Source organism: Mycobacterium sp. 050134, assembly GCF_036409085.1.
Lineage (GTDB): Bacteria > Actinomycetota > Actinomycetes > Mycobacteriales > Mycobacteriaceae > Mycobacterium.
The window spans coordinates 87,185-113,129 of the sequence record NZ_JAZGLV010000008.1; the positions used below are offsets into that span (position 1 = coordinate 87,185).

At 70.2% G+C, this 25,945-nt stretch carries 28 protein-coding genes; 11 read left to right on the plus strand and 17 right to left on the minus strand.

The window, feature by feature from the left end:
• Positions 1-73: 73 nt before the first annotated feature.
• The 7 genes from SKC42_RS11330 to SKC42_RS11360 all read right to left on the minus strand — a co-directional run bounded on the left by SKC42_RS11330 (position 74) and on the right by SKC42_RS11360 (position 5,866).
• Entirely contained in the window at positions 74-550 is a 477-nt protein-coding gene (locus SKC42_RS11330; protein ID WP_330964400.1) for a DUF3180 domain-containing protein, read from the minus strand.
• The gene (folK, locus tag SKC42_RS11335; protein WP_330964401.1) at positions 550-1,098 is read right to left on the minus strand and encodes a 2-amino-4-hydroxy-6-hydroxymethyldihydropteridine diphosphokinase; all 549 of its coding nucleotides are present in this window, start codon (positions 1,096-1,098) and stop codon (positions 550-552) included. The genes SKC42_RS11330 and folK overlap by 1 nt, the downstream gene beginning before the upstream one ends.
• Positions 1,095-1,496 carry a dihydroneopterin aldolase gene (gene folB, locus SKC42_RS11340; RefSeq protein ID WP_330964402.1) on the minus strand — a complete coding sequence of 134 codons (402 nt, stop codon included), beginning with the start codon at positions 1,494-1,496 and terminating at the stop codon, positions 1,095-1,097. Before folB ends, folK begins: the two co-directional genes overlap by 4 nt.
• A complete protein-coding gene (gene folP, locus SKC42_RS11345; RefSeq protein WP_330964403.1) occupies positions 1,489-2,322 on the minus strand; it encodes a dihydropteroate synthase in 834 nt (277 codons plus the stop codon). The genes folB and folP overlap by 8 nt, the downstream gene beginning before the upstream one ends.
• Positions 2,319-2,924, minus strand: coding sequence for a GTP cyclohydrolase I FolE (folE, locus tag SKC42_RS11350; RefSeq protein WP_330964404.1), 606 nt, complete (start codon positions 2,922-2,924; stop codon positions 2,319-2,321). Before folE ends, folP begins: the two co-directional genes overlap by 4 nt.
• A 15-nt stretch (positions 2,925-2,939) precedes the next feature.
• Complete coding sequence (gene ftsH / locus SKC42_RS11355; protein WP_330964405.1) at positions 2,940-5,312, minus strand: ATP-dependent zinc metalloprotease FtsH; 2,373 nt, start codon at positions 5,310-5,312, stop codon at positions 2,940-2,942.
• 137 nt (positions 5,313-5,449) lie between these two features.
• On the minus strand, positions 5,450-5,866 hold the full coding sequence (locus SKC42_RS11360; RefSeq protein ID WP_330964406.1) for a VOC family protein: 417 nt from the start codon (positions 5,864-5,866) through the stop codon (positions 5,450-5,452).
• A gap of 114 nt (positions 5,867-5,980) precedes the next feature.
• Between SKC42_RS11360 and SKC42_RS11365 the strand changes: the two genes are divergently transcribed.
• The 4 genes from SKC42_RS11365 to SKC42_RS11380 all read left to right on the plus strand — a co-directional run bounded on the left by SKC42_RS11365 (position 5,981) and on the right by SKC42_RS11380 (position 9,422).
• A complete protein-coding gene (locus SKC42_RS11365; protein WP_330964544.1) occupies positions 5,981-6,949 on the plus strand; it encodes an alpha/beta fold hydrolase in 969 nt (322 codons plus the stop codon).
• Positions 6,946-8,130, plus strand: a complete 1,185-nt coding sequence (locus SKC42_RS11370) for an LLM class flavin-dependent oxidoreductase (protein WP_330964407.1) — start codon at positions 6,946-6,948, stop codon at positions 8,128-8,130. Before SKC42_RS11365 ends, SKC42_RS11370 begins: the two co-directional genes overlap by 4 nt.
• Positions 8,130-9,137, plus strand: a complete 1,008-nt coding sequence (locus SKC42_RS11375) for a zinc-binding dehydrogenase (protein WP_330964408.1) — start codon at positions 8,130-8,132, stop codon at positions 9,135-9,137. The genes SKC42_RS11370 and SKC42_RS11375 overlap by 1 nt, the downstream gene beginning before the upstream one ends.
• A 138-nt stretch (positions 9,138-9,275) precedes the next feature.
• Positions 9,276-9,422 carry a hypothetical protein gene (locus tag SKC42_RS11380; RefSeq protein WP_330964409.1) on the plus strand — a complete coding sequence of 49 codons (147 nt, stop codon included), beginning with the start codon at positions 9,276-9,278 and terminating at the stop codon, positions 9,420-9,422.
• An 86-nt stretch (positions 9,423-9,508) separates the two neighbouring features.
• Here the strand turns inward: SKC42_RS11380 and SKC42_RS11385 are convergent, their stop codons facing one another.
• Together SKC42_RS11385 and SKC42_RS11390 are read right to left on the minus strand one after the other, a co-directional pair.
• Positions 9,509-10,354 carry an alpha/beta fold hydrolase gene (locus SKC42_RS11385; RefSeq protein ID WP_330964410.1) on the minus strand — a complete coding sequence of 282 codons (846 nt, stop codon included), beginning with the start codon at positions 10,352-10,354 and terminating at the stop codon, positions 9,509-9,511.
• 6 nt (positions 10,355-10,360) lie between these two features.
• Positions 10,361-10,786, minus strand: a complete 426-nt coding sequence (locus tag SKC42_RS11390; protein WP_330964411.1) for a helix-turn-helix domain-containing protein — start codon at positions 10,784-10,786, stop codon at positions 10,361-10,363.
• Between the two features lie 140 nt (positions 10,787-10,926).
• On the opposite strand from SKC42_RS11390, the gene SKC42_RS11395 reads away from it, so the two are divergent.
• Positions 10,927-12,525: an HNH endonuclease signature motif containing protein gene (locus tag SKC42_RS11395; RefSeq protein ID WP_330964412.1), complete on the plus strand. Its 1,599-nt coding sequence runs from the start codon at positions 10,927-10,929 to the stop codon at positions 12,523-12,525.
• 11 nt (positions 12,526-12,536) lie between these two features.
• Here SKC42_RS11395 and SKC42_RS11400 read toward each other — a convergent pair whose 3' ends face one another.
• Complete coding sequence (locus tag SKC42_RS11400) at positions 12,537-13,745, minus strand: PPE family protein (protein WP_330964413.1); 1,209 nt, start codon at positions 13,743-13,745, stop codon at positions 12,537-12,539.
• Between the two features lie 10 nt (positions 13,746-13,755).
• Positions 13,756-14,055, minus strand: coding sequence for a PE family protein (locus tag SKC42_RS11405; protein WP_330964414.1), 300 nt, complete (start codon positions 14,053-14,055; stop codon positions 13,756-13,758).
• A 295-nt stretch (positions 14,056-14,350) separates the two neighbouring features.
• Here SKC42_RS11405 and SKC42_RS11410 point away from each other — a divergent pair, with 295 nt between their 5' ends.
• Positions 14,351-15,091 (plus strand): SIMPL domain-containing protein, encoded by a 741-nt coding sequence (locus SKC42_RS11410; protein WP_330964415.1) that lies wholly within the window; start codon positions 14,351-14,353, stop codon positions 15,089-15,091.
• Positions 15,092-15,098: 7 nt separating this feature from the next.
• Here the strand turns inward: SKC42_RS11410 and hpt are convergent, their stop codons facing one another.
• Genes hpt through dacB form a run of 4 tightly spaced genes read right to left on the minus strand, consistent with a single transcriptional unit; the run spans position 15,099 to position 19,132 of the window.
• Positions 15,099-15,710: a hypoxanthine phosphoribosyltransferase gene (gene hpt / locus SKC42_RS11415; protein WP_330964545.1), complete on the minus strand. Its 612-nt coding sequence runs from the start codon at positions 15,708-15,710 to the stop codon at positions 15,099-15,101.
• Between the two features lie 49 nt (positions 15,711-15,759).
• The gene (gene tilS / locus SKC42_RS11420) at positions 15,760-16,722 is read right to left on the minus strand and encodes a tRNA lysidine(34) synthetase TilS (RefSeq protein ID WP_330964416.1); all 963 of its coding nucleotides are present in this window, start codon (positions 16,720-16,722) and stop codon (positions 15,760-15,762) included.
• Positions 16,701-17,750 (minus strand): zinc-dependent metalloprotease, encoded by a 1,050-nt coding sequence (locus SKC42_RS11425; protein WP_330964417.1) that lies wholly within the window; start codon positions 17,748-17,750, stop codon positions 16,701-16,703. Before SKC42_RS11425 ends, tilS begins: the two co-directional genes overlap by 22 nt.
• On the minus strand, positions 17,747-19,132 hold the full coding sequence (gene dacB, locus SKC42_RS11430) for a D-alanyl-D-alanine carboxypeptidase/D-alanyl-D-alanine endopeptidase (RefSeq protein ID WP_330964546.1): 1,386 nt from the start codon (positions 19,130-19,132) through the stop codon (positions 17,747-17,749). The genes SKC42_RS11425 and dacB overlap by 4 nt, the downstream gene beginning before the upstream one ends.
• Positions 19,133-19,246: 114 nt before the next feature.
• Here dacB and SKC42_RS11435 point away from each other — a divergent pair, with 114 nt between their 5' ends.
• Complete coding sequence (locus SKC42_RS11435) at positions 19,247-19,735, plus strand: inorganic diphosphatase (RefSeq protein WP_330964418.1); 489 nt, start codon at positions 19,247-19,249, stop codon at positions 19,733-19,735.
• Here the strand turns inward: SKC42_RS11435 and SKC42_RS11440 are convergent.
• A complete protein-coding gene (locus SKC42_RS11440) occupies positions 19,732-20,814 on the minus strand; it encodes a DUF475 domain-containing protein (protein ID WP_330964419.1) in 1,083 nt (360 codons plus the stop codon). The genes SKC42_RS11435 and SKC42_RS11440 overlap by 4 nt on opposite strands.
• A 104-nt stretch (positions 20,815-20,918) precedes the next feature.
• On the opposite strand from SKC42_RS11440, the gene SKC42_RS11445 reads away from it, so the two are divergent.
• From SKC42_RS11445 to SKC42_RS11455, 3 genes are read left to right on the plus strand one after another with little or no spacing between them, the layout of a single operon-like run.
• Entirely contained in the window at positions 20,919-22,172 is a 1,254-nt protein-coding gene (locus SKC42_RS11445; protein ID WP_330964420.1) for a hypothetical protein, read from the plus strand.
• A gap of 14 nt (positions 22,173-22,186) precedes the next feature.
• Positions 22,187-22,888 carry a glycosyltransferase family 2 protein gene (locus tag SKC42_RS11450; RefSeq protein ID WP_442932102.1) on the plus strand — a complete coding sequence of 234 codons (702 nt, stop codon included), beginning with the start codon at positions 22,187-22,189 and terminating at the stop codon, positions 22,886-22,888.
• Positions 22,885-23,226: a DUF2304 domain-containing protein gene (locus SKC42_RS11455; RefSeq protein WP_330964421.1), complete on the plus strand. Its 342-nt coding sequence runs from the start codon at positions 22,885-22,887 to the stop codon at positions 23,224-23,226. The genes SKC42_RS11450 and SKC42_RS11455 overlap by 4 nt, the downstream gene beginning before the upstream one ends.
• Here the strand turns inward: SKC42_RS11455 and SKC42_RS11460 are convergent.
• A complete protein-coding gene (locus SKC42_RS11460; RefSeq protein WP_330964422.1) occupies positions 23,223-24,167 on the minus strand; it encodes an NAD-dependent epimerase/dehydratase family protein in 945 nt (314 codons plus the stop codon). The genes SKC42_RS11455 and SKC42_RS11460 overlap by 4 nt on opposite strands.
• Here SKC42_RS11460 and SKC42_RS11465 point away from each other — a divergent pair.
• Complete coding sequence (locus SKC42_RS11465) at positions 24,133-25,938, plus strand: hypothetical protein (RefSeq protein ID WP_330964423.1); 1,806 nt, start codon at positions 24,133-24,135, stop codon at positions 25,936-25,938. The two genes, SKC42_RS11460 and SKC42_RS11465, sit on opposite strands and share 35 nt — an antisense overlap.
• The last annotated feature ends 7 nt before the right edge of the window (positions 25,939-25,945 follow it).

Here is a 25,945-nt window from a genome sequence, read left to right on the forward strand (position 1 = left end):
ACTGTACCTGTGCGAGGTCAATCCGCGTGTCGCGCGAGTCCGGCGATTCTTGCGCGGGCTATCCGGGACCCGGCTAACTCTCCGCGCCTTCGCCGTGCTCGGTCGAATCCGGCGGCGACTTGCAGCAGTGCTCCAGCCAGAGTGCGGCGGCGACCAACGCCAGCGCGCTCAGGGCAGCAACCGTCGTTCCACCCGCGTCCTCGGCGGCGACCCGCAACCACGACCGCCGCGGCAGAAAATACGCGAGCACCCCCACCCACCACCCGAGCGTCAGCGCGCCCACCCAGGCCGACGCCTTGGCGATCGTCAGGCTGCGAGCGACGGCGAGCGGGTGCAGCCGGCCGGCGCCGACGCCGATCTCCCCGTCGTTGATCTTGGTCCGCACGTAACGCGCCCACAGCCCCTCGCCGGCGGCGGCCGCCAGTAGCGACAGACCCGTCCACACCGTGATCGGTGGGAAGAACCGGAACAGCGCGGTCACCAGCAGGTACCCGACGACTGCGGCGCCGACTACCGCGACCGTCAGGTCGCGCTTCCTCGTCGGCCCCATCAGCCGACCGACCCCGGGAGCGTGAGCGTCAGGCTGGACAGCCGAACACCCTCGCGGTCGGCGGGGTCCAGCTCGGCCAGTAGCCGGACCACCGGTTGTTCGCCCCCGGCGACCGTGAGCCGGGCGTCGGGGTCGACGGCCAACCAGGGGACCATCACGAAAGCCCGCAGGTGGGCGAGCGGGTGCGGCAACGTCAGGTTGTTCTCCAGCGAAGTGACCTCCCGCAGGGGGCCGCCGCCGGGACCCGCCTCGTAGCAGGCGATCAGGTCGACGTCGAGGCTGCGCGGCCCCCAGCGTTCGCCGCGGACGCGGCCCGCCGCCTGCTCGAACTCCTGTGCCCGGCGCAGCCAGGCCTGCCCGTCGCGCGCCGGGTCGTCGGCGATGAGAACCGCGTTGAGAAACGGCGCCTGATCCAGCCGGCCCCAGGGATCGGTCTCATACACGGGCGAGACCGCGACGACGGCCTCGCCCAGCCCGTCGACGACGGACTGCAGCCGGGCGAGCCGGTCGCCCAGGTTCGAGCCGATCGACAGCACCACCCGGGTCATAACGGCCTACCGGCGGGGACGACGGAGCCCCGACCGCCGCGCCGCGACCGGCGGACCACCACGGCGACGTCCGCGAACTGGTGCGGGATCGGAGCTTGCGGCTTGTGCACCGCAACCTCGGCGGCGTGCACCCGCTCGTCGCGCATGATCCGGTCGGCGATCTCGCCGCCGACCCCCTCGATGAGGTTGCGCGGCGGCCCGGCCACGACGTCGGCCGCCAGCTGGGCCAGCGCGCCGTAGTCGTAGGTGTCGGCCAGGTCGTCGCTAGCGGCGGCGCCGGCGAGGTCGATCCAGACGGTGATGTCGACCACGAAGTCCTGCCCGTCGGCCCGTTCCTGGTCGAAGACCCCGTGCCAGCCCCGAACTGTCAAGCCCCGCAACTCGATTCGATCAGCCATCGTCTCCGCCCCGAGTCCAGGCCCCCACCACGCTGAGGGCGTCGACCGTGCCGCGCACGTCATGCACCCGCACGCCCCAGGCTCCGTTCAGGGCGGCCAGGGCGGAAATCACCGCGGTCGCCGTCTCACGCCCGTCGGGCGGCCGGGGCGTTTCGTCCGGCCCGGCCAACAACGTACCGAGGAACCGCTTGCGCGACGCGCCCAGGAGCACCGGCAGCCCGGTTTCGACCAGTTGTGGCAGAGCGCGCAGCAGTGCCCAATTGTGTTGACCCGTCTTGGCGAACCCGAGCCCAGGGTCGATCACCAGCTTGTCGGGGTCGACGCCGGCGGCCACCGCGTCATCGACGCCGGCCAGGAGCTCGGCGCGCACCTCGGCCACCACGTCGCGGTAGTGCGGCACCCGATGGGGCCGGTCCGCGGACGTCGGTCGCCAGTGCATCAGTACCCACGACACTCCGGCCTCGGCCACCAGGGGCGCCATCGCCGGATCGGCCCGGCCCCCGGAGACGTCGTTGACGATCCGCGCGCCGCCGTCCAGCGCCGCCCGCGCCACATCGGCGTGCATGGTGTCGACACTCACCGTGATGCCCTGCGCGGCAAGCTCTTTGATGACCGGGACGACGCGCGACGCCTCGATCCGGGAGGCGATCCGGGTCGCCCCTGGCCGGGTGGACTCACCGCCGACGTCCACGATGTCCGCGCCCTCGGCCGACATCGCCAGGCCCCGCGCCACGGCGTCGTCGGCGTTGAGATAACGCCCGCCATCGGAGAACGAGTCATCGGTGACGTTGAGAACGCCCATCACCCGCACAGGCGCCCGGCTCACTTACGCAGGATGAGGTCTAGCGCTTCGGCCCGGGAGGCGGCACTGCTCTTGAATTGGCCGCGCACCGCCGATGTCGTGGTGATCGCGCCCGGTTTACGGACGCCGCGCATGGCCATGCACAGGTGCTCCGCCTCGATGACGACGATGGCGCCGCGCGGGTTGAGCTTGTTCACCAGGGCGTCGGCGATCTGGCTGGTGAGCCGCTCCTGCACCTGCGGCCGCTTGGCGTACAGGTCGACCAGCCGGGCGATCTTCGACAGGCCGGTGACCCGGCCGTCGGTGCCCGGGATGTAGCCCACGTGGGCCACCCCGTGAAACGCCACCAAGTGGTGCTCGCAGGTGGAGTACAGCGGGATCTCCTTGACCAGCACCAACTCGTCGTGCTGCTCGTCGAACATGGTGTTGAGGACGGTGTCGGGGTCGGTGTAGAGCCCGGCGAACATCTCGCGATAGGCGCGGGCGACGCGCGCCGGCGTCTCTTGCAGGCCGTGCCGGTCAGGGTCTTCACCCACCGCGTAGAGCAATTCGCGGACAGCGGCCTCCGCGCGTGCCTGATCGAAGACCCGCACCGGAGGAGTGACAGTGTCCGGCGACAAGGCCATCGAATCCTCCGTTCGTCAGCCGTGGGCCGGCGGCTTGGACCGGCTCACGTCGTCGTTCTGCGGCTCGGGAGACTTCCCGGCTTCCGGGGCGGACTGGCCGGGCGGCGGATACGGCGGATAAGGCGGGTACGCGGGCTGAGCGCCGGCGGGGTGGCCCGGGTGGCCGGGATAGCTGGGTGCCGGCTGCGGCCAGTACGGCTGCTGCGGCTGCGGTGCCTGTGGGGGCGGATACCAGTACCCGGGCGGCTGGTGCCCGGCTTGCTGGTTCTGCGGCGGCCAGCCCGGCGCCCGCCAGCCCGCCGGCGCGCCGTAGTCGGGCTGGGCGGCGCCATGAGAACCGTGGGAACCATGGGAACCGTTGCCGCCGTTGGAGTTTGCCTCGGCCTCGGCACGTGCGGCCTCGGCCGCCTGGCTCGCCCGCGCGATCGCCGCCTTGAAGGCCGGCTCCGGCATAGGCGGGGGCCAGGGCTCTCCACGTTCCATGGCCAGCTCCCCGGGCGTCTTGATCGGCGGCTTGTCCGACGGGATGCGGCCACCGAAGTCGTCGAACATCGTGAGGCGCGGCCGCTTTTCGACGCCGGCGAAGATGCTCTCCAGCTCGGGCCTGTGCAGGGTCTCCTTTTCCAGCAGTTCGCCGGCCAGCGAGTCGAGGATGTCGCGGTATTCGGTGAGGATCTCCCACGCCTCGGTGTGCGCGGCCTCGATCAGCTTGCGCACCTCGTCGTCGATGTCGCGGGCGACCTCGTGCGAATAGTCGGCCTGCGTGCCCATCGTGCGGCCCAGGAACGGGTCGCCGTGTTCGGTGCCGTACTTGACGGCGCCGAGCTTGGAGCTCATGCCGAATTCGGTGACCATCGCGCGCGCGATCTTGGTGGCCTGCTCGATGTCGGACACCGCCCCGGTGGTCGGCTCGCGGAACACCAGCTCCTCGGCGGCGCGCCCGCCCATCGCGAACACCAGTTGGGAGATCATCTCGGAACGGGTCCGCAGGCCCTTGTCCTCCTCGGGCACAGCCACGGCGTGCCCGCCGGTGCGTCCCCGGGCCAGGATCGTCACCTTGTAGACCGGGTCGATGTCTGGCATCGCCCACGCCGCCAGTGTGTGGCCGCCCTCGTGGTAGGCGGTGATCTTCTTTTCCTGCTCGCTGATGATCCGGCCCTTGCGGCGCGGCCCGCCGATGACCCGGTCGACCGCCTCTTCCAGGGCGGCGCTGGTGATGACGGTGCCGTTCTCCCGGGCGGTCAGCAGGGCCGCCTCGTTGATGACGTTGGCCAGGTCGGCGCCCGTCATGCCGACGGTGCGCTTGGCCAGCCCGTCCAGGTCGGCGTCGGGGGCGATCGGCTTGCCCTTCGAATGGACTTCCAGCACGGCGCGGCGGCCGGCCAGGTCGGGGTTGGACACCGGGATCTGGCGGTCGAAACGGCCAGGCCGGAGCAGCGCCGGGTCGAGGATGTCGGGCCGGTTGGTGGCCGCGATCAGGATGACGCCGGCGCGAGGGTCGAAACCGTCCATCTCGACCAGCAACTGGTTCAGCGTCTGCTCGCGCTCGTCGTGACCGCCGCCGAGGCCCGCGCCGCGCTGGCGGCCCACCGCGTCGATCTCGTCGACGAAGATGATGCACGGGTTGTTCTGTTTGGCCTGGTCGAACAGGTCGCGGACCCGCGATGCGCCCACACCGACGAACATCTCGACGAAGTCCGAGCCGGAGATGGTGAAGAACGGAACCCCGGCCTCGCCGGCGACCGCGCGGGCCAGCAGCGTCTTGCCGGTTCCCGGCGGGCCGTAGAGCAGCACGCCTTTGGGGATCTTGGCGCCCAGCGCCTGGTACCGGCCCGGGTTCTGCAGGAAATCCTTGATCTCGTAGAGCTCTTCGACGGCCTCGTCGACACCCGCCACGTCGGCGAACGTCGTCTTGGGCATGTCCTTGGACAGCTGTTTTGCCCGCGACTTGCCGAAGCCGAACCCCATCCGGGCGCCGCCCTGCATGCGGGAGAACATCACGAACAGGCCGACCAGCAACAGCAGGGGCAGCACGTAGACGAGCAGCTCACCCATGATGCTGCCCTGGTTGACGACGGTGCTTACCTTGGCGTTTTTCGCGCTCAGTGCGTTGAAAAGGTCGACCGCGTACCCGCTCGGGTACTTGGTGATGACCTTGTCGGAGTTGTCGGTGTCCCCGTTACCTTTCTTCAGGGTCAGGCGCAGCTGCTGCTCGCGGTCGTCGATCTGCGCGCTCTTGACATTGTCGCCGTTGATCTGTGCCATCGCCACGGACGTGTCGACGGGCTTGTAGCCGCGGGTGTCGTCACTGAAGTAGAAGAACGACCAGCCGAGCAGCACCACGACAGCGACAGCCGTGAGCGTGCGGATCAAGTTTTTTCGGTTCATCGATCATCGGCCGTGCAGGCCAGGTTCCTTCCCGATACACACAGCTGGAAAACTCCAGGCTACCGCTAGCCGTTAGCGCCAGACCGGTCGAGCTGAGTTCGCCGCCGTTTGATTGGTCAACGACCGGCGGTTCCCGGCTACTCGTAGTAGCGGGCTTCCACGACGTTGCCGTCGGGATCGGCGAAATAGTACGCGTGCGGCGCCCACCCCTGGGCGCCGTAGCTGTGCTCGAGCCGCGCGCTGGTGTCCACGCCCTCCGCCCGCAGGCGGCCTTCCAGGGCGTCGTACTCGATCTTTCCGAGCGCCAGGCACACGTGGTTGATCGGGTGGCCCGCACTGCCCTCCGCAACTACCGCCGACGATGCGCCGCCGGCCGCCAGCTGCACCGGCATCAGGTCGAGGATGGAGTCCGCGCAAACGCGCACGCTCGGAAACGGCGCCTCGCCGCGCTCGAATTCCTCCCACCGTAGCGGCGCGAGGCCGACGACCCTCGTGTAAAAGTCCATCGCCGCAGCCGGGTCCTTCGTCCACAACACCACGTGGTCCAACCGCATCAGCCGAGCACCCGCCTTCGCCGATTGCTTTGTGTCCGCACCCGGATGTCTACCGCGAAATCCCGGACGGGTCGAGCCCTTCTCAGCCCGGAGTCATTGTGATTTGGTGTGACGGTGCCCTCCCCCACCGAGCGTTTTGTCGAGACCAACGGCGTACGCCTGCGGGTCGTCGAAGCCGGCGACCGCTCCGCACCGGCGGTGGTCCTGGCCCACGGCTTTCCCGAGCTGGCCTACTCCTGGCGACACCAGATACCCGTCCTCGCCGAGGCCGGTTACCACGTGCTGGCACCCGATCAACGGGGGTACGGCGGGTCGTCGCGACCGGACGCGGTCGACGCCTACGACATCCACGCGCTGACGGGCGACCTGGTCGGGCTGCTCGACGAAGTCGGCGCCGAGCGGGCCGTCTGGATCGGCCACGATTGGGGCGCCGCCGTGGTGTGGAATGCGCCGCTGCTGCACCCGGACCGCGTCGCGGCCGTCGCCGCGCTGAGCGTCCCCGCCGTGCCCCGACCGCATGTGGCGCCAACCCACGCCTGGCGCAAGGCCTTCGGCGAGAACTTCTTCTACATCCTGCACTTCCAGCAGCCGGGCGTCGCCGACGCGGAGCTCGACGCCGACCCCGCCCGCACCATGCGCCGGATGCTGGGCGGCCTGCGGGCCTCGGGTGACCACGCTGCCGCGCTGCGGATGGTGGCACCGGGCCCCGACGGGTTCATTGATCGACTGCCCGAACCGGAACGATTGCCCGACTGGCTCAGCCAGGAGGAACTGGATCACTATGTCGCCGAGTTCTCCCGCACCGGGTTCACCGGCGGCCTGAACTGGTACCGCAATTTCGACCGCAACTGGGAGACCACGGCCCAGCTGGACGGCGCCAAGATCACCGTGCCGTCGCTCTTCGTCGCGGGAACCGCCGATCCCGTGCTGGCCTTCACGCGCGCCGACCGGGCCACGGAGGTGGTCTCGGGTCCGTACCGCCAGGTAATGATCGACGGCGCGGGGCACTGGCTCCAGCAGGAGCGCCCCGACGAGGTGAACGCGACGCTGCTGGAGTTCCTCAACGGATTGGAGCTGCGATGACCGCGCCGCTGCGGTTCGGCGTTTTCATCACGCCGTTTCATCCTATTGGCCAATCCCCCACCGTCGCACTGGAATACGACATGGAACGCGTCGTAGCGCTGGATCGGCTGGGGTTCGACGAGGCGTGGTTCGGCGAACACCACTCCGGCGGCTACGAGCTGATCGCCTGCCCGGAGGTGTTCATCGCCGCCGCGGCCGAACGGACGAAGCACATCCGGCTGGGCACCGGAGTGGTCTCGCTCCCCTACCACCATCCGCTCATGGTGGCCGACCGCTGGGTTCTGCTGGACCACCTGACCCGCGGCCGCGTGATGTTCGGCACCGGCCCCGGGGCGCTGCCGTCGGACGCGTACATGATGGGCATCGACCCGGTCGAGCAGCGGCGGATGATGCAGGAATCGCTCGAGGCGATCCTCGCGCTGTTCCGCGCGGAGCCCACCGAGCGGATCGACCGGCACTCCGACTGGTTCACGCTGCGCGACGCGCAGTTGCACATCCGCCCATACACCTGGCCATATCCCGAAATATCCACGGCCGCAATGATATCGCCGTCCGGGCCGCGTCTGGCCGGAGCGCTCGGAACGTCCCTGTTGTCGCTGTCGATGTCGGTGCCCGGCGGTTACGCCGCGCTGGAGAACACGTGGGACGTGGTCCGCGAGCAGGCCGCCAAAGTCGGCCGGCCCGAGCCGAACCGCGCCGACTGGCGGGTGCTGAGCATCATGCACGTCGCCGACAGCCGCGAGCAGGCGATCGATGATTGCACCTACGGTCTGCAGGATTTCGCGAATTACTTCGGGGCCGCGGGTTTCGTCCCGCTGTCCAATTCCGTGGCCGGCGCCACCCAGTCGCCGCATGAGTTCGTCGAAGAGTATGCCGCCAAGGGCAATTGCTGCATAGGCACGCCCGACGACGCCATCGCGCACATCGAGGACCTGCTCGAACGCTCCGGCGGATTCGGGGCGCTGCTGATGCTCGGCCACGACTGGGCGTCGCCCGAGGCGACCTACCACTGCTACGACCTGATGGCCCGCAAGGTGATTCCGCATTTCAAGGGACAGCTCGAAGCCTCGAGATCGTCGCACGAGTGGGCCAGGGGCAGGCGCGACGAGCTGATCGGCCGCGCGGGTGAGGCCGTCGTGAAGGCCATCACCGAGCACGTGGCGGAGCAGGGAGGTAACTGATGCGCGCCGCGGTCTTGCGAGACGGCCACATGGTCTACCGAGACGACGTGCCCGAACCCGTGCCCGGACCGGGGCAGGTGCTAGTCGGCGTGCGGGCGTGCGGAATATGTGGCTCGGACCTGCATTTCGCCGCGCACGGCGCCGACGTGCTCTCCCTGACCGACCGAATGGGCGCCGGCGGGTTGAGCGTCGACCTGAATCGCGACGTGTTCATGGGCCACGAATTCAGCGCCGAGGTGATCGAGCCGGGCCCCGATACCGACACTCATCCTCCCGGGACTCTGGTGACGTCGATCCCGGTGGTGCTGTCGACCCAGGGCGTCGAGCCGATCGTTTACAGCAACAGCACGATGGGCGGCTACGCCGAGCGGATGCTGCTCTCGGCGCCGCTGTTGTTGCCGATCCCCAACGGCCTCGACTTCAGTGCGGCGGCCCTGACCGAGCCCATGGCGGTGGGATTGCACGCCGTCAACAAGTCGGGCATCCAGCCGGGCGAGACGGCCCTGGTAATCGGCTGCGGCCCGATCGGCGTTGCGATCGTCGCCGCATTGAAGCTGCGCGGCGTGGAAACTATTGTCGCGGCCGACTTCTCGCCGAAGCGCCGGGAACTGGCGGCGACGATGGGCGCACACCGGGTGGTCGACGCGGGGCAGGGTTCGCCGTTCGACACGGTGAAGGCCGCGGTCGTGTTCGAGGCCGTCGGCGTGCCCGGGATCATCGATGATGTGCTGCGCCGGGCGCGTCCGGGCACCCGCCTGGTGGTCGCCGGGGTGTGCATGCAGGCCGACACCATTCACCCGTTCTTCGCGATCGCCAAGGAGATCAGCGTGCAGTTCGCGCTCGCCTATGGCCCCGACGAGTTCGCCGAATCGTTGCGCGCGCTGGCCGAGGGCGACATCGACGTGTCCCCGCTGATCACCGGGGAGGTGGGGCTCGAGGGCGTCGGCCAGGCGTTCGACGATCTCACCGACCCCGAGCGGCACTGCAAGATTCTGGTGACGCCTTAATCGAGGTTGCCGCCGCGGAGTTGGGTTCGAATGATGTCGGCTTCGCGGCGAAGGCGTTCCGCCGCTTCGTGTTGGTAGATCGCCGCCTGCGCCTAGTACTCGCTCACCAGATCTTGGACGATCGCGCGAACTTCCGTCATGACCAACTCGCGCCGGGGCGCCTCGGTTGATCCGACCCCCGGCGAGGAGTGGGCAAAGCCTCCGTCGGTCGCCGGCGGGGCGACCGCCTCCGGGGGGACGGATTCGGCGTTGTCGATCGCCGCGATCATCGTTCAGCAGCGCTGAGACCGCCTCCTAATGGCGCGATTTCAGAGCGGCGCGAAGGTCACGGCGCAGCCCTTCGCGGAAGGCCCACGGATCCTGCACCGGTTTCATGTTCTCCCGCCCTGGTTCAGGAAGGCGTGCAGGGACTCCCCGTCGTCGAAGAGGCCGTGACCCGTGCCGGGGAGAATGCTGATCGACGCCGCGGGCTGCAGGCGCGTCAGACGAGCGGCGGTCTCCCGTGAGTCGAGCAGGCGGTCCCGCGCGCCCAGGACGACGAAAAGCGGTGCAACGATGGACTCGAGGCCTTCGTCGGAGAAGACGGGCAGCGGGTCGCGGCGGGGACGGTAGTTGCGTTGGATTCGCAGCATGTAGTCGACGACCGGTTCGGGGACGCTGCCGGGCCCGAGCGCGATCCGCAGAGCCCGCCGTATCCCGGGGTCGCCGAACGGCATCAGGGCCAATGCTGCGAGGACAGCCCCGTAACGTTGCCGTCCGATACCGCCCGGGGCCCGCAAGGCCAGTCGCTCGACGCGGCCGGGCCGGCGGATCGCGTAATCGGTTGCCAACCAACCGCCCAGCGACACCCCAACGAAGGCGGCGGAGTCGGTGCCCAGCTCGTCCAGCACGTCATCGAGCCATGACGCGTAGGCATCGGAGGCCAGCACCGGGCGCGATGGTGCGCTCAATCCGGGCTCGCCGATGATGTCGACCATGTAGACGCGATGGGTCAGTGACCAGCGCGGCGCATCAGCCCGCCAGATCGCGCTGTTGCTCCCCGCACCGTGCAGCAATACGACCGGTGGCGCATCGGGGGCTCCGCAGTCCAGGACGAAGGTTTCGCCCTCTCGGGTGGCAACGGTGCGATGCCGCAGCGGCACCGTCCAGTGCTGGAGGTGCTCGCGGTAACCGCATTCGACGGCGTGCCGGCCGGCCGGCCGAGGAGCGGTAGACACCCGTGCTCACTCCCGGCCCTGGCGCGTCAGCACACCGATCAAGCCGATCACGGCTGACGCGGCTTGCGGGTCGCCCACCACGAAGACCGTGAGACGGCTCGCCGACTCGTCGTAGGTCGAGTGGACGTTGCACTGCGGCGGCCGGTCCGAGTCGCCGACCGCCGCCGCTCCGAGATGCGCGGTGATGCGGTCCATCGTGGGGCGGTCGACGTTGTCGATCTGCACGACGGCGGAGGCGTGCGCGTGCGGGCCGGCGGCCGGCTCGTCGGCGCCCACGCCCGCAAAGGCGCGCAAGTCTCGTTCGGTGATCCGATACTGCTTGCCCATTCGCACGCCCGGCAGGCGGCCGTCGCGGATGTACCCGCGCACGGTGCGGACATGCAGTCCGAGAATGTCGGCCACTTGTTCGGCCGAATACACGGCAACGGTCATTGCCGAAATATACCTTATCCTACTTTATTACGCTCACAATATGTTCCTATAAGGAATAGTAGAGCCAGTCTTTTCCGCCGGCCCGCCGCCCGACCGCCGTAACAGATTCTTTGTCGCACCCCCCTGGCATACTCGAACACATGTTCGACGCTGACGCCGCACCGCTCGACGGCCTCGACCCAGCCGGCCTGTTGGCCGTCGTGGAGTCGACGCATCGGGGCGAGTCGAAGTTGGTAGCGCGGCGGCTGGGCGCGGTGGCGGCGTTGTTGCGGCATCGGGTCGCTGCAGCGGAGCGATCCGAGCAGCGCGCCGATTACGCCTCCGTGGATGGTTTCGAGCAGACGTCGGCCGAGGTGGCCGCGGCGATGAATCTGTCCCCGGTCGCGGCCAACTATGTGGTGTCGTATGCCGAGGCGCTCGACACCCGGCTGCCAAAGGTGGCGGCGTTGCTGGCGCAGGGGCGTACGGATTGGCGCACGGTGCGATTGATACTGAGTCGCACCGACCTGATCACCGACGACGGGTTGATCGCCGAAGTGGACCGCTCGATGGCCGAGCGGATCGGTTCCTGGCACGGGTGGTCGAAGCAGCGCATCGTCAACGCGATCGACGCCACGGTGCGTGCGGTCGATCCCGACGCCGCCCGCGAGCGCCGCGCTGCCGCCGACTCCGACCGCTACCTCGCCGTGGAAGCGCGCGAGAACGGAATGTCCGCCGTTTTCGGCACGGTCACCGCCACCGCGGCCTCGGTTTTCGACCGCCGGCTCTCGCAGCTTGCCACCGGAGTCTGCCAGGGTGATCCACGGACGATGGATCAGCGCCGTGCCGACGCGCTGGCCGCCCTGACCGAAGGCCGTGAGCTGGTATGCGGCTGTGGGAATCCTCAGTGCCCCAGGCAAAGCGATGCCGAACGTCCGTCCGGCGCCGCGCGGGTGGTGATCAACGTGGTCGCCAGTGACCACACCGTGTACGGCGGTGGATCGGCCCCGGGCTATCTGCAGGGGCATGGTGTCATCGACGCCGAGCAGGTCCGTGAGCTCGTGGCGACCGCGGCGCTGCACGTGCTCGATCCAGTCACCAGCCCGGCCCAGGCGTTGTGTTACCAGCCCCCGGCGGCGCTGGAGCGCGCCGTGCGCTGCCGGGACCTGACGTGCCGCTTCCCCGGGTGCAGCCGCTCGGCCGAGTTCTGCGATCTCGACCATACGATCCCGTTCAACCACCAGGACCCGGCGTCGGGTGGGTTGACGGTGTACGTCAACCTCAAGTGCCTCTGCCGATTTCATCACCGCCTCAAGACTTTTGGCGGATGGCGTGACCGGCAACTCGCCGACGGCACCATCGTTTGGACCTCACCGAGCGGTCGCACCTACCGCACGTCACCCGGCGGCGCGGACCTGTTCCCGCTGCCGCGCGGCCCGGCCTGCGCGGGCCCGCCGCCGAGAAGGCCGAACAGATCGCGATCACGGGCTCGCCGAATCACCCAGGCGCGCCGGCAGAATCATGAACAACGGCCCATCAACGAAGCACGCCGGCGCCTCGAGCGAGCGCGCGCGAATGAGATCGAGGCCCGGAAGTTCCGGAATCACCTGCGCGACACGCTGTTTGCCTTCAAGGGGACCCCAAGCACCAGCCCATTCTGTCGCTGGGTCAACGACCCCAGGGAGCCCGAAGAACTCCCCGACGACTGGACCCCCGACGAGCCGCCACCCGACCCCCTCCCCGACGATCCGCCGTTCTGAACCCGATCCGGTCATCCCCCGGCCGGCGGCTGCGCCACCACAGTCGGCTTGAATCCGTAACGGGGGGCGACGAAATGGGCGAGCCCGCGGCCGCCTCCGCTCATCAAGGGCAACCCTCCGAGCGTGTTGGTGACGGGTTCGGCGGCCGTGGCCGCCTCGAGGCCGTTGAGCGTGGCAGCGCCCGCCCAGGCCGGCGCCGGCGACGGGACCGCGGACGCCCAGGCGTACGGCACCGACAGCCCCCCGACCGGCATCGCCTTGCCCACCGAGCCGACCGCGCCGCCCAGCGCGGTGGGGACGGCCTGCGGCAAGGCCTCGACGGCCTTGGCGGCCCCCTCCGCTGCCTTCGCGGCCCGCGGCACGATTGACTGGGTCAGGCCCTGGATGTCCTTGAATGCGGTGGTGAAGAGCCGCGTCGGAGAAATCAGCCTGATGAACGCGTCGAAGCCCGTGCTCGCGTCGACGGTCGCCGACCCGGTCAGGCCCTCCACCAGGTCGCCCAGGGCCCCCGCGACGATGATCCCGTCCCCATTGCCGTTCCAGGCGTGACCGGTGAGACCCAGCGCCGCCGCCGGGTTGGCCAGCCAGGGCGGAGAATTGGTCAGCCCGGCCAGCGCCGACAGCGCGTTGGGCACCGCATAGAGGTTTTGCGCCTGGGCGACCGCCGCGGATTGCGCCGCTACCCCGGCCGGATTCGTGGCCGTTGCCGCCCGACCGAACGGGGTCAACGTCGCCGCCGCCGCGGACGCCCCCGCATAGCCGTACATCGCGGCCGCGTCCTGCGCCCACATCTCGGCGTACTGAGCCTCGGTCGCCGCGATCGCCGCGGTGTTCTGGCCCAGGAAGTTCGTCGCCAGCAACGCCGCCAACAACGCTCGGTTGGCGGCGATCTCCACCGGCGGCACCGTCGCGCCGAACGCCGCTTCGTACGCGCTGGCCGCCGCCACCGCCTGGGCCGCGGCTTCTTCGGCCCGCCCGGCGGTGACGTTCAGCCACGCCACCTGCGGGGCGGCGGCCGCCGCCATCGACGCAGCGGCCGGTCCCCACCATGCGGCGTCAGTCAGGCCGGCGATCAGCGACGCGTACGCGGACGCGCTGTCGCACAGGTCGGCGGCCAGGCCCTCCCAGGCCGCCGCGACCGACAGCATCGGCCCCGAGCCCGGACCCGAGTACATCAGCGCCGAGTTGACCTCCGGCGGCAATTGCGCAAAGTCGAGCATCGCCGCCCCCTTAACCGACCGCGGCGGTGTTCGCCGCCTCGGTGGCGGCATAGGAACCGGCGCTGATTCCCAGCACCGACGCAAACTGTTCGCCAAGCGCCGCCGCCTGCGCACTGATCTCCTGGTAATGCCTTGCGTGCGTGGCGAATTGCGCGGCGGTCAGCGCGGACACCAGGTCAGCGGCCGCCGGAACCACCCCGGTCGTCGGAGCGGCGGCCGCCGCGCTTCGCGCCCGCACCGCAACGTTGATCGCCCCCAGCTCATCCGCGGCCGCGGCCAGCTGGTCGGGACGCGCTTTCACCATGGACATCTGCCCTCCCTGGAAACAATGTTCTGGTTCAACGGGTTTCAGCGACCCGCGCTCGTCAGGCCGAGACGTTAGGGAGCAAGGTCCGGGTATTACAGCCCCCCGTAACACCAATTCATGGGTTGTTCATTTAGCTGGTCGATTCTGCTGCGGCTTTTGAGAATTCGATTCAATTCGTTGGAAACCAATATGTTTAGAGTTTCGCATGAACTTTTGCGCGGTCGTATATGGCTCCGCTATCCTTTGCCACGAATACGGGCACGCACCGCGCACGAAGTCGAAGCGCTACTGTCCATCCATGCCGATCGCACCGCGCACCCCAAGGCTCGTCCGCGCGGCGCTGGCCTCGGCCGCCGTCGGTCTGGCGGTCGCGTCGGCGTCGGCGTGCGATTCCCACAGCCCGGCCACCCCGCCGGGGGCCAGCCCGCGACAGGTGACCGTGGTGGGAGTGGGGCAGGTGCAGGGCGTCCCGGACACCCTGACGGCCAACGCCAGCATCGAATTCACCAGCCCGGACGTCACGACCGCGATGAACCAGACCAACGACCGTCAGCAAGCGGTCATCAACGCGCTGCTGGGGTCGGGCATCGACCGCAAGGACATCAAGACCACCGACGTCACGCTCCAACCGCAATACACCAGTCCCGAGCCGAACGGCGCCGCCGCCATCACGGGTTACCGCGCCACCAACGCCATCGAGGTCAAGATCCACCCGCCGGACGCCGCGTCACGGACCTTGGCGCTCATCGTCAACACCGGCGGCGACGCGACCCGCATCAGCTCGGTCAGCTATTCGACCGCCGACGATTCGCAGCTGGTCAAAGACGCTCGGGCGCGCGCGTTCAACGACGCCAAGAACCGCGCCGAGCAGTACGCGCAGCTGTCCGGCCTGCGGCTAGGCAAGGTGCTTTCCATTTCCGAGGCGACCGGCGCGGCGCCGCCGGTGGGGCCGCCCGCGCCGAAGGCCAGCATGGTGCCGCTGGAGCCCGGCCAGCAGACGGTGAGCTTCTCGGTGACGGCGGTGTGGGAGCTGAGCTGAAGCGGCCCTACTGCTGATACACCCGCGGATCCAGGGTGCCGATGTAGGACAGGTCGCGGTAGCGCTCGTCGTAGTCCAGGCCGTAGCCGACGACGAAGTCGTTGGGAATGTCGAAACCGACGTAGGCGATGTCGACGTTGGCGCCCCGCGCGTCGGGCTTGCGCAGCAACGTGCACACCCGCAGCGACCGCGGGTGCCGGCTGGTTAGGTTCCGCAGCAGCCAGGACAGCGTGAGGCCGGAGTCGACGACGTCCTCGACGATCAGGACGTCGCGGCCCTCGATGTCGCGGTCCAGGTCCTTGAGGATGCGCACGACACCGGACGACGACGTCGAGGTTCCGTAGGAGCTGACGGCCATGAATTCGAACTGTGTCGGCACCGGAATCGCGCGGGCCAGGTCGGTGACGAAGATCACAGCGCCCTTGAGGACCGTGATCAGCAGCAGATCCTGGCCGGTCTCGGCGGTGGCGACCCGATAGTGGTTGCCGATCTCCTCGCCGAGCTCGGCGATGCGGGCCTGAATCCGCTCCTCAGTCAGGAGCACGGACTTGATGTCCCCGGGGTACAGCTCCACGGGGTGGGCGGAACTGGTCGCCGACGGGATCTGGGCCACGCCCACAGAGTGCCACGCCACCGGCCGACAAACCAACGGCAGCCCCGAAATCGGGTCAGCGGACCGGCTCGCGCCAGAGCGCGAGCACCCCCTCGCGCCGCCCCGCGACCAACCGCTCGCCGCGCAAACCCGACCCCACCGCGACCCCGCCCTGCCCGCGCCACGCGGTGACGAGCGCGTCGACGCCGCGAATCTGCTTGTCGGTCAGACCGGTCGCGCCCCCCGCCAGCAGCCAGCCGCGGATCACCCGCCGGCGCACCGGGGCGGGCAGCGTGAACAACGCCTCGGCCCGCAGGCCCGAGTCCGCCCTGCACTCCGGCAGCGCCTGCGCCGCCAGTGTGTCGATGAGCTCGTTGTCCTCCCGCAACGCGGTCGCGGTGCGGGCCAGGGCCTCGGCCACCCCGCCGCCCAGCACTTCCTCAAGCAGCGGCAGCACCTCGAGGCGCAGCCGGGTCCGGGTGAACCGGCGGTCGGCGTTGTGCGGGTCCTGCCAGGCGGTCAGGCCCAGCTCCTGGCAGGCGGCATGCGTGACGGCGCGCCGGACACCCAACAGCGGCCGGCACCACGGCGGGTCGTACGGGCGCATGCCGGCGATCGAGCGCACTCCCGAGCCGCGGCCCAGGCCCAGCACCACCGTCTCGGCCTGGTCGTCCAGGGTGTGCCCCAGCAGCACCGGGCCGTCGCGGTACGCGCCCAGCGCGGCGTAGCGCGCGGCCCGGGCCGCCGCCTCGGGACCACCCTCGTTGCCGACGCGCACCCGAACCACTTGCGCGTCAACGCATCCCAGGGAGATTGCCTGGGACCGGGCGGCTTCAGCGACGCTCGCGGAGTCGTGCTGCAGCCCGTGATCCACGATCAACGCCGTGGTGGGCGCCAGCCCCGCCGCCACGGCGGTCAGCGCCAGCGAGTCCGGTCCGCCGGACAGCGCCACGCACCACCGGTCCACGGTGCCGAGATGGTCCTTGCCGAAGGCCTCGAGGGCCTGGCGCAGCCGGCTTACAGAACCCTGTCGATCCACCGCTGGGGCTCTTCGATCTCGGCTGGCAGCGGCAGCGTGTCGGGACCGGACCAGACGGTGTTGAACCGCTCCATCCCGACCCGGCCGACGACGTGGTCGACGAACGCCTTGCCGCGGGTGTACTGGCTGAGCTTGGCGTCGAGCCCGAGCAGGGCCCGCAGCAGACGCTGCAGCGGGGGCTGCTTGCGGTTGCGGCGCTCGTCGAACCGGCGGCGGATCGTGGCCACCGACGGCACCACCATGGGCCCGACGGCGTCCATCACGTGGTCGGCGTGGCCCTCCAGCAGCGTCCCCAGCACCAGCAACTGATCCAGGGCGTCGCGCTGCGGTTCGGATTGCACCGCCCGCACCAGGCCGAGAATCCCCGACGAGTTCGTGTCCGCCCCGGGGGCCCCCATGCCGCGGCTGCGCGCGTAGTCGGCGAGCCGGCCGGCCACCTTGCCGATGTCCTCGCCGGTGTCGCGGGTCAGCATCTCCAGCGCCGCAGACATGTAGCCGGACAACCACCGGTTGGCGCTGAACTGGACCCGATGAGTCACCTCGTGCAGGCACACCCACAGCCGGAAGTCGGACGGCTGCACCCGTAGCTGCCGCTCGACGGCGATCACGTTCGGGTACACCAGCAGGAGCCGGCCCTGTTTCGCCTCAGCGAATGGGTCGTACTGGCCGAGGATGCCCGAAGACACAAACGCCAGCACCGCCCCGGTCTGCGCGCCGGTGACACGGCCGGTGAGGAACCCGCGGGGCTTCTCGCTGCCGTTCATCATCACGCGCATCGACTCGGCGGCCGCGCCGATCCACTGCGGCCGGTCGATCACGCGGGCCTCGGGTACCGCGCCGTCGGTGACCAGGCCGGTGACATCACGCACCGGGGGTTCGGCCTTGGCCGCCGCGCCCACCAGCTCGTCGATCGCCTGCCGGCGGGTGTACTCGCTGGACACCGGCCCCGGGCGGGCCAGCCGCTGGCCGACCGTGGCGGCGAAGCGCCAGTCGACAGCGGTGCCCAGGGTCAGGTCCGACGGGGTCATGCGCAGCCACACGACCAGAGCCGGGCGGCCAGCGCGTCCATCGCGTTGCGGCCGCTCGGGCCGGCGGCGTTGGACAGGAACGCGAACGTGAGCACCCGACCGCTGCGGTCGGTCAACACCCCCGCCAGCGCGTTGATCGCGGTCAGCGACCCGGTCTTGGCGCGCAGCCAGCCCGCCGGGCCCTGACTGGTCGAGGCGTCGAGGAAGCGGTCGGCCAGCGTGCCGCTGCCGCCCGCGATCGGGAGCAGGTCCAGCAGCGCCCGCAGCGCCGGCTGGTCCGGCCCGGCCGCCGCCTGCACCACCCCGTCGAGCGTCTTGGCCGTCAGCCGGTCGTCGACCGAGAGCCCGCTGGAATCCAGCAGGGCGGCGCCCGCGGTCTCGACGTGGGCGGTGCTCAACCGGTTGGTCACCGCGTCCGCCGCGCCGGCGAAGCTCTGCGGGCGGTTGATGGCCGCGGCCACCTCCCGGGCGATGCACTCGGCCATGACGTTGTCGGAATGGTCCATCATCTGCCCGAGCCGCTGCACCAGCGGCGCGGACTGCACGACGGCCAGCTGCCGGGCGCCGGACGGCGCCTTGGCGATGGTCACGGCGGCGGGGTCCAGCCCGAGGGCTTTGGCCAACTCGCGGCCGGCGTCGAGCGCCGGCGTCCTGGACCGGCGGGAGTTGACCGTGGTCGGCTGGATGCGCCCGGCGTCGATCATCACCGACTCGATCGGCGCGATGTCGCCGTTATCGACGTCGGCGGGGTCCCAGCCCTGCGCCATCGTGGGACCGCTGAACGCCGAGATGTCGACCTGCACCGCGGTGGGCGTCACGCCGCTGCGGCGCACCTGCTCGACGAGGTCACTGATCCGCGCCGAACCCTTGTACCAGGTGTCGACCCCCGGTGGCGCCGCGGACAGCAGCGGGTCGCCGGCGCCCACCAGCACCACGGGTCCCTGGGCGTTCTGGCTGCCCGCCACCACGCGGGTGCTGACGCGAGCCTGGTGGTCGAGGGTGAGCAAGGCCGCGGCGGCGGTGAGCACCTTGTTGGTCGACGCCGGCACCAGCGGGAGGTCGCTCGCCACCTGCCAAAGTTCCTTGCCGGTCAGGGCGTCGGTGACCCGGGCACCGAGCCGGCCCAGGTTGGGGTCGGCGGCCAGGGCCGCGAGGGTGGCCCCCACCCCGCCGGGGCTGGGCGACTCCGCGGTGTCGCTGACCGAGGTCACGCCGGGCTTGAGCGTGGGCGCGTGCGGCGGCGGAATCGGGGCCCGCGCGCCGCCCGACCCGTGCCCACCGGTCGTGAAGAACGCCGCCGCCGCAACCACCGCGGCGACGAACACCAGCACGGCCAATCCGATGAACACCTGGGTGGATTTCCGCCAGCGAGTAGGACCCATCACTCTCCTGACTGTTTCGACCCATTCTGCCGAAAGGGCCGCGGCACGCTCGACTAGGGTGGACCCCCGACGCCAGCTTGACCCAGGCCCACCGCAGACGAAGGAGCCAAGACGGTGCAGTTCGACGTGACCATCGAAATTCCGAAAGGTCAGCGCAACAAGTACGAGGTCGACCATGAGACCGGCCGGGTTCGGCTGGACCGCTACCTCTACACCTCGATGGCGTACCCGACCGATTACGGCTTCATCGACGACACCCTCGGCGAGGACGGCGACCCGCTCGACGCGCTGGTGCTGCTGCCGCAGTCGGTGTTCCCCGGGGTGATCGTCGAGGCGCGGCCGGTGGGGATGTTCCGGATGACCGACGAGGCCGGCGGCGACGACAAGGTGCTCTGCGTGCCGGCCGGGGACCACCGGTGGGAGCACATCCAGGACATCGGCGACGTACCCGCGTTCGAGCTGGATGCCATCAAGCACTTTTTCATGCACTACAAGGACCTGGAGCCCGGCAAGTTCGTCAAAGCCGCTGACTGGGTGGGCCGCGCCGACGCCGAGGCCGAGGTGGAGCGCTCGGTGGAGCGCTTCAAGACCTCAGGGCACTAGCCGGCCTTGAGCGCCGCGGCGCGCCGATTGCGCAGCACGCTCCACCCCAGGGCGGCGCCGATAAAGACGACCCCGACCGACGCCGTCAGCACCTCGGGGATCTCGAACCGCGGCTCGATCGAGAACAGCATGATCACCGACAGCACGCCGATCGCCCAGTGCGCGCCGTGCTCCAGATACACGTAGCGGTCCAGGGCGTCCTGGTTCACCAGGAAGATGGTGATCGACCGGACGAACATCGAGCCGATCAGCCCCAGACCGAGCGCGATGACGATCGGGTCCGACGTGATCGCGAAGGCGCCGGTGACGCCGTCGAACGAGAAGGCCGCGTCGAGCACCTCGAGGTAGAGGAACAGCATCAGCCCGGCCTTGCCCACCGCCTTCCCGGCCGCCTTTCCCGCCGACTGGACGTCCGGCGGCCGGAACGCCCGGCTCAACCCGTTGACGACCAGGTACGTGACCAGGCCGAGCAGCCCGGCCGTCAGTACCGTCGCGCGCTCGTCCTCGGAGCGCGTCAGCTGCGTGCCCACGACGATCAGCACGACCGCGGTCACCATCACCGACACCTGACCGACCCGGCCGATCCGCGCGAACGGGACCTCGATCCACTTGAGCCACTTGATGTCCCGGTCGTGAAAGACGAAGTCCAGGAACAGCATCAGCAGGAATATCCCGCCGAACGCCGCGATCTGCGGGTGCGCGGCGACGACGATCTTCTCGTAGCTGGGCGAGCCGTCCGGGTATTCCGGCGCGCCGTGCGGCGGCGGGTGCAGCGCCATGTCCATCGCGCGCAGGGGCGGGATGCCGGCGGTCGCCCAGACGATGACCAACGGGAACAGCAGCCGCATGCCGAAGACCGCCACCAGCACACCGATCGTCAGGAACATCTGCCGCCAGAAGGGGCTCATCCGCTGCAGGATCGCCGCATTGATGATGGCGTTGTCGAACGACAGCGACACCTCGAGGACCGCGAGCACCAGAAGCAGGAAGAGGTCCTTGGCGCCGCCATGGGCGTAGCCGACGGCAAGGGCCGCGGCGGTGACAACGAGCGAAATCCCGAAGGTGCGAAGCGCGGCCATGGATCCTTCCCGACAGCCGCCCACGATAGCGAACGGCGTCGTCGGGGCGGGACATCGGCGCCGCTCCACCTACTATTTTCAAATGTGACGACAGCGCGGACCCGGTGACCGAAGTCGGAGCCTCGCGCGGACCGGTGGCGCGCGGCAGCATGGCCCGGGTCGGCACCGCGACCGCGGTGACCGCCTGCTGCGGTTACGCCGTGATCTACCTCGCCGCCCGCGATCTCGCCCCGGGCGGCTTCTCGATCTTCGGGGTGTTCTGGGGCGCCTTCGGCTTGGTCACCGGCGCGGCGTTCGGGTTGCTGCAGGAGACCACCCGGGAGGTCCGTTCGACGCGCTACGTCAGCGAGATCCCCCCCGGCGGCCGCACGCATCCCCTGCGCGTCGCCGCGCTGGTCGGCGTGGCCGCCGCCGTCGTGATCGCCGGCAGCTCGCCGCTGTGGAGCGGTCGGGTCTTCGTCGAGGCGCGCTGGCTGTCGGTGGGCCTGCTCAGCGTGGGCCTGGCCGGTTTCTGCCTGCACGCCACCCTGCTCGGCATGCTGGCCGGCACCGACCAGTGGACCCCGTACGGCGCGCTGATGGTGACCGACGCCGTCCTGCGCGTCGCGATCGCGTCGGCCGCGGTGGTCCTCGGCTGGGGGCTGACTGGTTTCCTGTGGGCGACCGTGGCGGGCGCGGTGGCCTGGCTGATCATGCTGATGACGTCGCCCGCGGCGCGCGCCACCGCCCGGCTGCTCACCGCGGGCGGCACCGTGACGTTCCTGCGCGGCGCCGCGCATTCCATCACCGCCGCCGGCGCCAGCGCGATCCTGGTGATGGGCTTCCCGGTGCTGCTCAAGCTGACCAGCAACCAGTTGGGCGCGCAGGGCGGGGTGATCATTCTGGCCGTCACGTTGACGCGCGCGCCGCTGCTGGTGCCGCTGACCGCCATGCAGGGCAATCTCATCGCCCACTTCGTCGACGAGCGCAGCGACCGGGTCCGCGCCCTGGTCGCGCCGGCGGCCATCATCGGCGGCATCGGCGCGATCGGCGTGCTCGCCGCGGGGGTGGTCGGCCCGTGGTTGCTGCGCGTGGCGTTCGGGCCGGAGTACCTGGCCAGCGGCGCCCTGCTGGCGTGGCTGACCGGTGCCGCGGTGGCGATCGCCGTGCTGACGCTCACCGGTGCCGCCGCCGTCGCCGCCGCGTTGCACCGCGCTTACTCGCTGGGCTGGGTCGTCGCGACGGTCGCCGCCGGGCTGCTCCTGCTGCTGCCGCTGCCGCTGCAGAGCCGCACGGTGCTCGCCCTGCTGTGCGGACCGCTGGTGGGAATCGGCGTCCATCTGTGGGCGCTGGCGCGCGCCGGACGTCCAACCGGCTGATCCTGGCTAACCTTGTGTACATCGAAAGCCACTACCCGGGCGTCTGGATCGTCGTTCCCGCCTTCAACGAAGCCGCCGTCATCGGTGAGGTGATCACCGATGTTCGCTCGGTCTTCGACCACGTCGTGTGCGTCGACGACGGCAGCACCGACGGCACAGGCGAGATCGCCCGCCGCGCCGGCGCCCATCTGGTGCGGCACCCGATCAACCTGGGCCAGGGCGCGGCCATCCAGACCGGGGTCGAGTACGCCCGCAGCCAACCCGGCGCCCAGGTGTTCGCCACGTTCGACGCCGACGGCCAACACCGCGTCAAGGACGTGGCCGCGATGATCGACCGGCTCGGGGCCGGCGACGTCGACGTCGTCATCGGAACCCGGTTCGCCGGCCAGGAGGGCAGCCGCCCGCCGTTCGTGAAACGGGTCGTGCTGCAAACGGCGGCGAGGCTGAGCCGTCGCGGCCGCCGGCTTGGGTTGACCGACACCAACAATGGGCTGCGGGTGTTCAACAAGAAGGTGGCCGACGGGTTGAACATCACGATGAGTGGCATGAGCCACGCCAACGAGTTCATCATGCTCGTCGACGAAAATCATTGGCGCGTAACCGAATTTCCAGTCGAGGTGCTCTACACCGAATACTCGAAGTCGAAGGGGCAGCCGCTGCTCAACGGCGTCAACATCATCTTCGACGGGTTCCTGCGAGGAAGGACTTCGCGATGAATTGGATCCAGGTCCTGCTGATCGGATCGATCGTGGCCCTGCTCGTCTACCTGTTGCGCTCGCGCCGCAATGCCCGGTCGCGCGCGTGGGTCAAGGTCGGCTACGTCCTGTTCGTCCTGGCCGGCGTCTATGCCGTGTTGCGGCCCGACGACACTACCGTGGTCGCGCACTGGTTCGGGGTGCGCCGCGGCACCGACCTGATGCTCTACGCGCTGATCATGGCGTTCTGCTTCACCACGCTGAGCACTTACATGCGGTTCAAGGACCTGGAGTTGCGCTACGCGAGGCTGGCCCGGGCCGTCGCCCTCGAGGGCGCGCAGCCGCCGGAGCCGCGTTAGTCGGACCGCAGGTGGCGGAAGTACTCCACCGTGCGGCGCACCCCGTCGTCGAGCCGAACCTGCGGGCTCCAGCCCAAGACGCGTTCCGCCAACCGGATGTCGAGGCACGACCGTTTGAGGTCGCCCAGGCGCGGCGGGTGGAACTCCGGGTCGTCGGGGCCGCCGACGGCCGCGGCCACCGCCGAATGCAGCTGCCGGTCCGACGTTTCAATGCCGGTGCCGATGTTGAACCGCTGCCCGCCGCCGGCGTCGCCGGAGGCCTTCACGAAGGCGTCCACCACGTCGTCGACGAACACGTAGTCGCGGGTGTTGGTGCCGTCGCCGAACACCTTGGTCGGCTTCCCCGACAGCAGGGCCTGCGCGAAAATGGCCACCACGCCGGCCTCGCCGTGCGGGTCCTGGCGGGGGCCGTAGACGTTGGCGGGGGCGATGTGCGAGCAATCCAGCCCGTACAGGTGGCGGAAGGTGTTGAGGTAGATCTCGCCGGCCACCTTGCCCGCGGCGTACGGCGAGGCCGGGTCCGTGGGCACCGTCTCGGGGGTCGGGTATTGCGGCGGGAAGCCGTAGATGGAGCCGCCCGACGACGTGTGCACGACCTTGCGCACCCCGGCCAGCCGCGCCGCCTCGGCCAGGCGCACCGTGCCGATGACGTTGACCGAGGCGTCGAACTGCGGGTCGGCGACCGAGTGCCGCACGTCGATCTGCGCGGCCAGGTGGAACACCACCTCCGGCCGGTGCTCGCCGAGGATGGCGTCGAGGTCGGCGGTGACGATGTCGGCCTCGACGAAGGCCCACGACGGGTTCCCCGCCAGGTGTTCGAGGTTGGTCGCGCGACCGCTGGCGAAGTTGTCCAGCCCCACCACCGTGTGACCGTCGGCCAGCAGACGGTCGACTAGCGTCGACCCGATGAATCCGGCTGCCCCGGTGACCAGTGCGCGCACCGGCCCACCATACATACCGCTGGCGGCCGCCGCGCTCATCGCCGTTGCGCTCGGCGTGCGCGCGGCGCTGGCGTTCGGGGGCTACTTCTACTGGGACGACCTGATCCTCATCGGCAAGGCCGGCACGCACAACCTGTTGTCGCCGTCGTACCTGTTCGACGACCACGACGGGCACGTGATGCCGGGCGCCTTCCTGCTCGCCGGCGTGATCATCCGGCTGGCACCGCTCGACTGGACGTGGCCGGCGGTCAGCCTGCTGGTGTTGCAGCTGCTGGCCTCGCTGGCCCTGCTGCGCGCGCTGTGGGTCATCCTCGGCCGGCGCTGGGCGCTGCTGGCGCCGCTGACGTTCGCGCTGTTCACCCCGCTGGCGGTGCCCGGTTTCGCGTGGTGGGCGGCGGCGCTCAATTCGCTGCCGATGCTGGCGGCGCTGGCCTGGGTGTGCGGCGACGCGATCGGATTGGTGCGCACGGGCAATCGGCGGTACGCGGCGACCGGGGGGCTCGCCTACCTCGGCGGCCTGCTGTTCTTCGAGAAGGCCGCGGTGATCCCGTTCGTCGCCTTCGCCGTCACCGCGCTGCTGTGCCACGTGCGGGGGGAGCCCGCGGCCCTGCGGTCGGTGTGGCGGGCCGGCATCCGGTTGTGGGTGCCGGCGCTGGCGTTGACGGTGGCCTGGGTGGCGCTGTATCTGGCCGTCGTCAACCAGCGACGGTGGAGCTTCGACCTGTCGATGACCGCAGACCTGCTGTGGCGGTCGGTCACGCACGGCATCGTGCCGGGGCTGGCGGGCGGCCCGTGGCACTGGGACCGGTGGGCGCCCGCCTCGCCGTGGGCGACTCCCCCGCCGGCGGTGATGGCGCTCGGGTGGCTGGTGTTGGCCGGGGCGCTGGCGGCGTCGCTCTCCCGCAAGCGGGTGGGGGCGGTGTGGCTGACGGCGGCGGGTTACGCCGTCGCCTGCCAGGTGCCGATCTACCTGATGCGCTCGTCGAAGCAGACGGCCCTGGAGCTGGCCCAGACGCTGCGGTACCTGCCGGACCTCGCAGTGGTGCTGGCCCTGCTGGCCGCCGTGGCGCTGGCCGCCCCGGCCCGGGCGTCCGCGCCGCGCTGGCTGGGGCCCTCGCCGCGGCGCGCCGCGGCGGCGGTGGGAGTGGTGACGCTGTTCGTCGCCAGCAGCCTCTACTCGACGGCCACATTCCTGACCAGCTGGCGGGACAACCCCGCCGAGCCGTACCTGCGCAACGCGCGGGCCGGGCTGGCCGCCGCGCACGCGGCTTCGAACGCCGCCCTGCTCGACCAGGAGGTCGACCCGCTGGTGCTGCAGCGGGTGGCCGCGCCGGAGAACCTGGCCAGCCACCTGTTCGGGCTGCTGCGGGATCGGCCCGAATTCGCCCCGGCGACAACGCAATTGCGGATGTTCGACAGCTCCGGCCGGCTGATTCCGGCGCGCGTGACCTGGATCCGCACGATTGTGCCCGGCCCGATGCCGCGCTGCGGCTACTTCGCGCAACCCGATCGGCCGGCGCGCCTGGTCCTGGACGGGCCGCTGTTGCCCGCCGACTGGACCGTCGAACTCAACTACCTGGCCAACAGCGACGGATCGATGACCCTGTCGCTGTCGGAGGGCCCCGACGTCAAGGTTCCGGTGCGCCCGGGCCTCAACCGGGTCTTCGCGAGGGTGCCGGGCGCCGGCGACGCGATCACCGTCCGGGCCAACACCACCGCGTTGTCCCTGTGCCTGGCATCCGGGCCGGTGGGTTTCGTGGCGCCGGCCTGAGCACCGA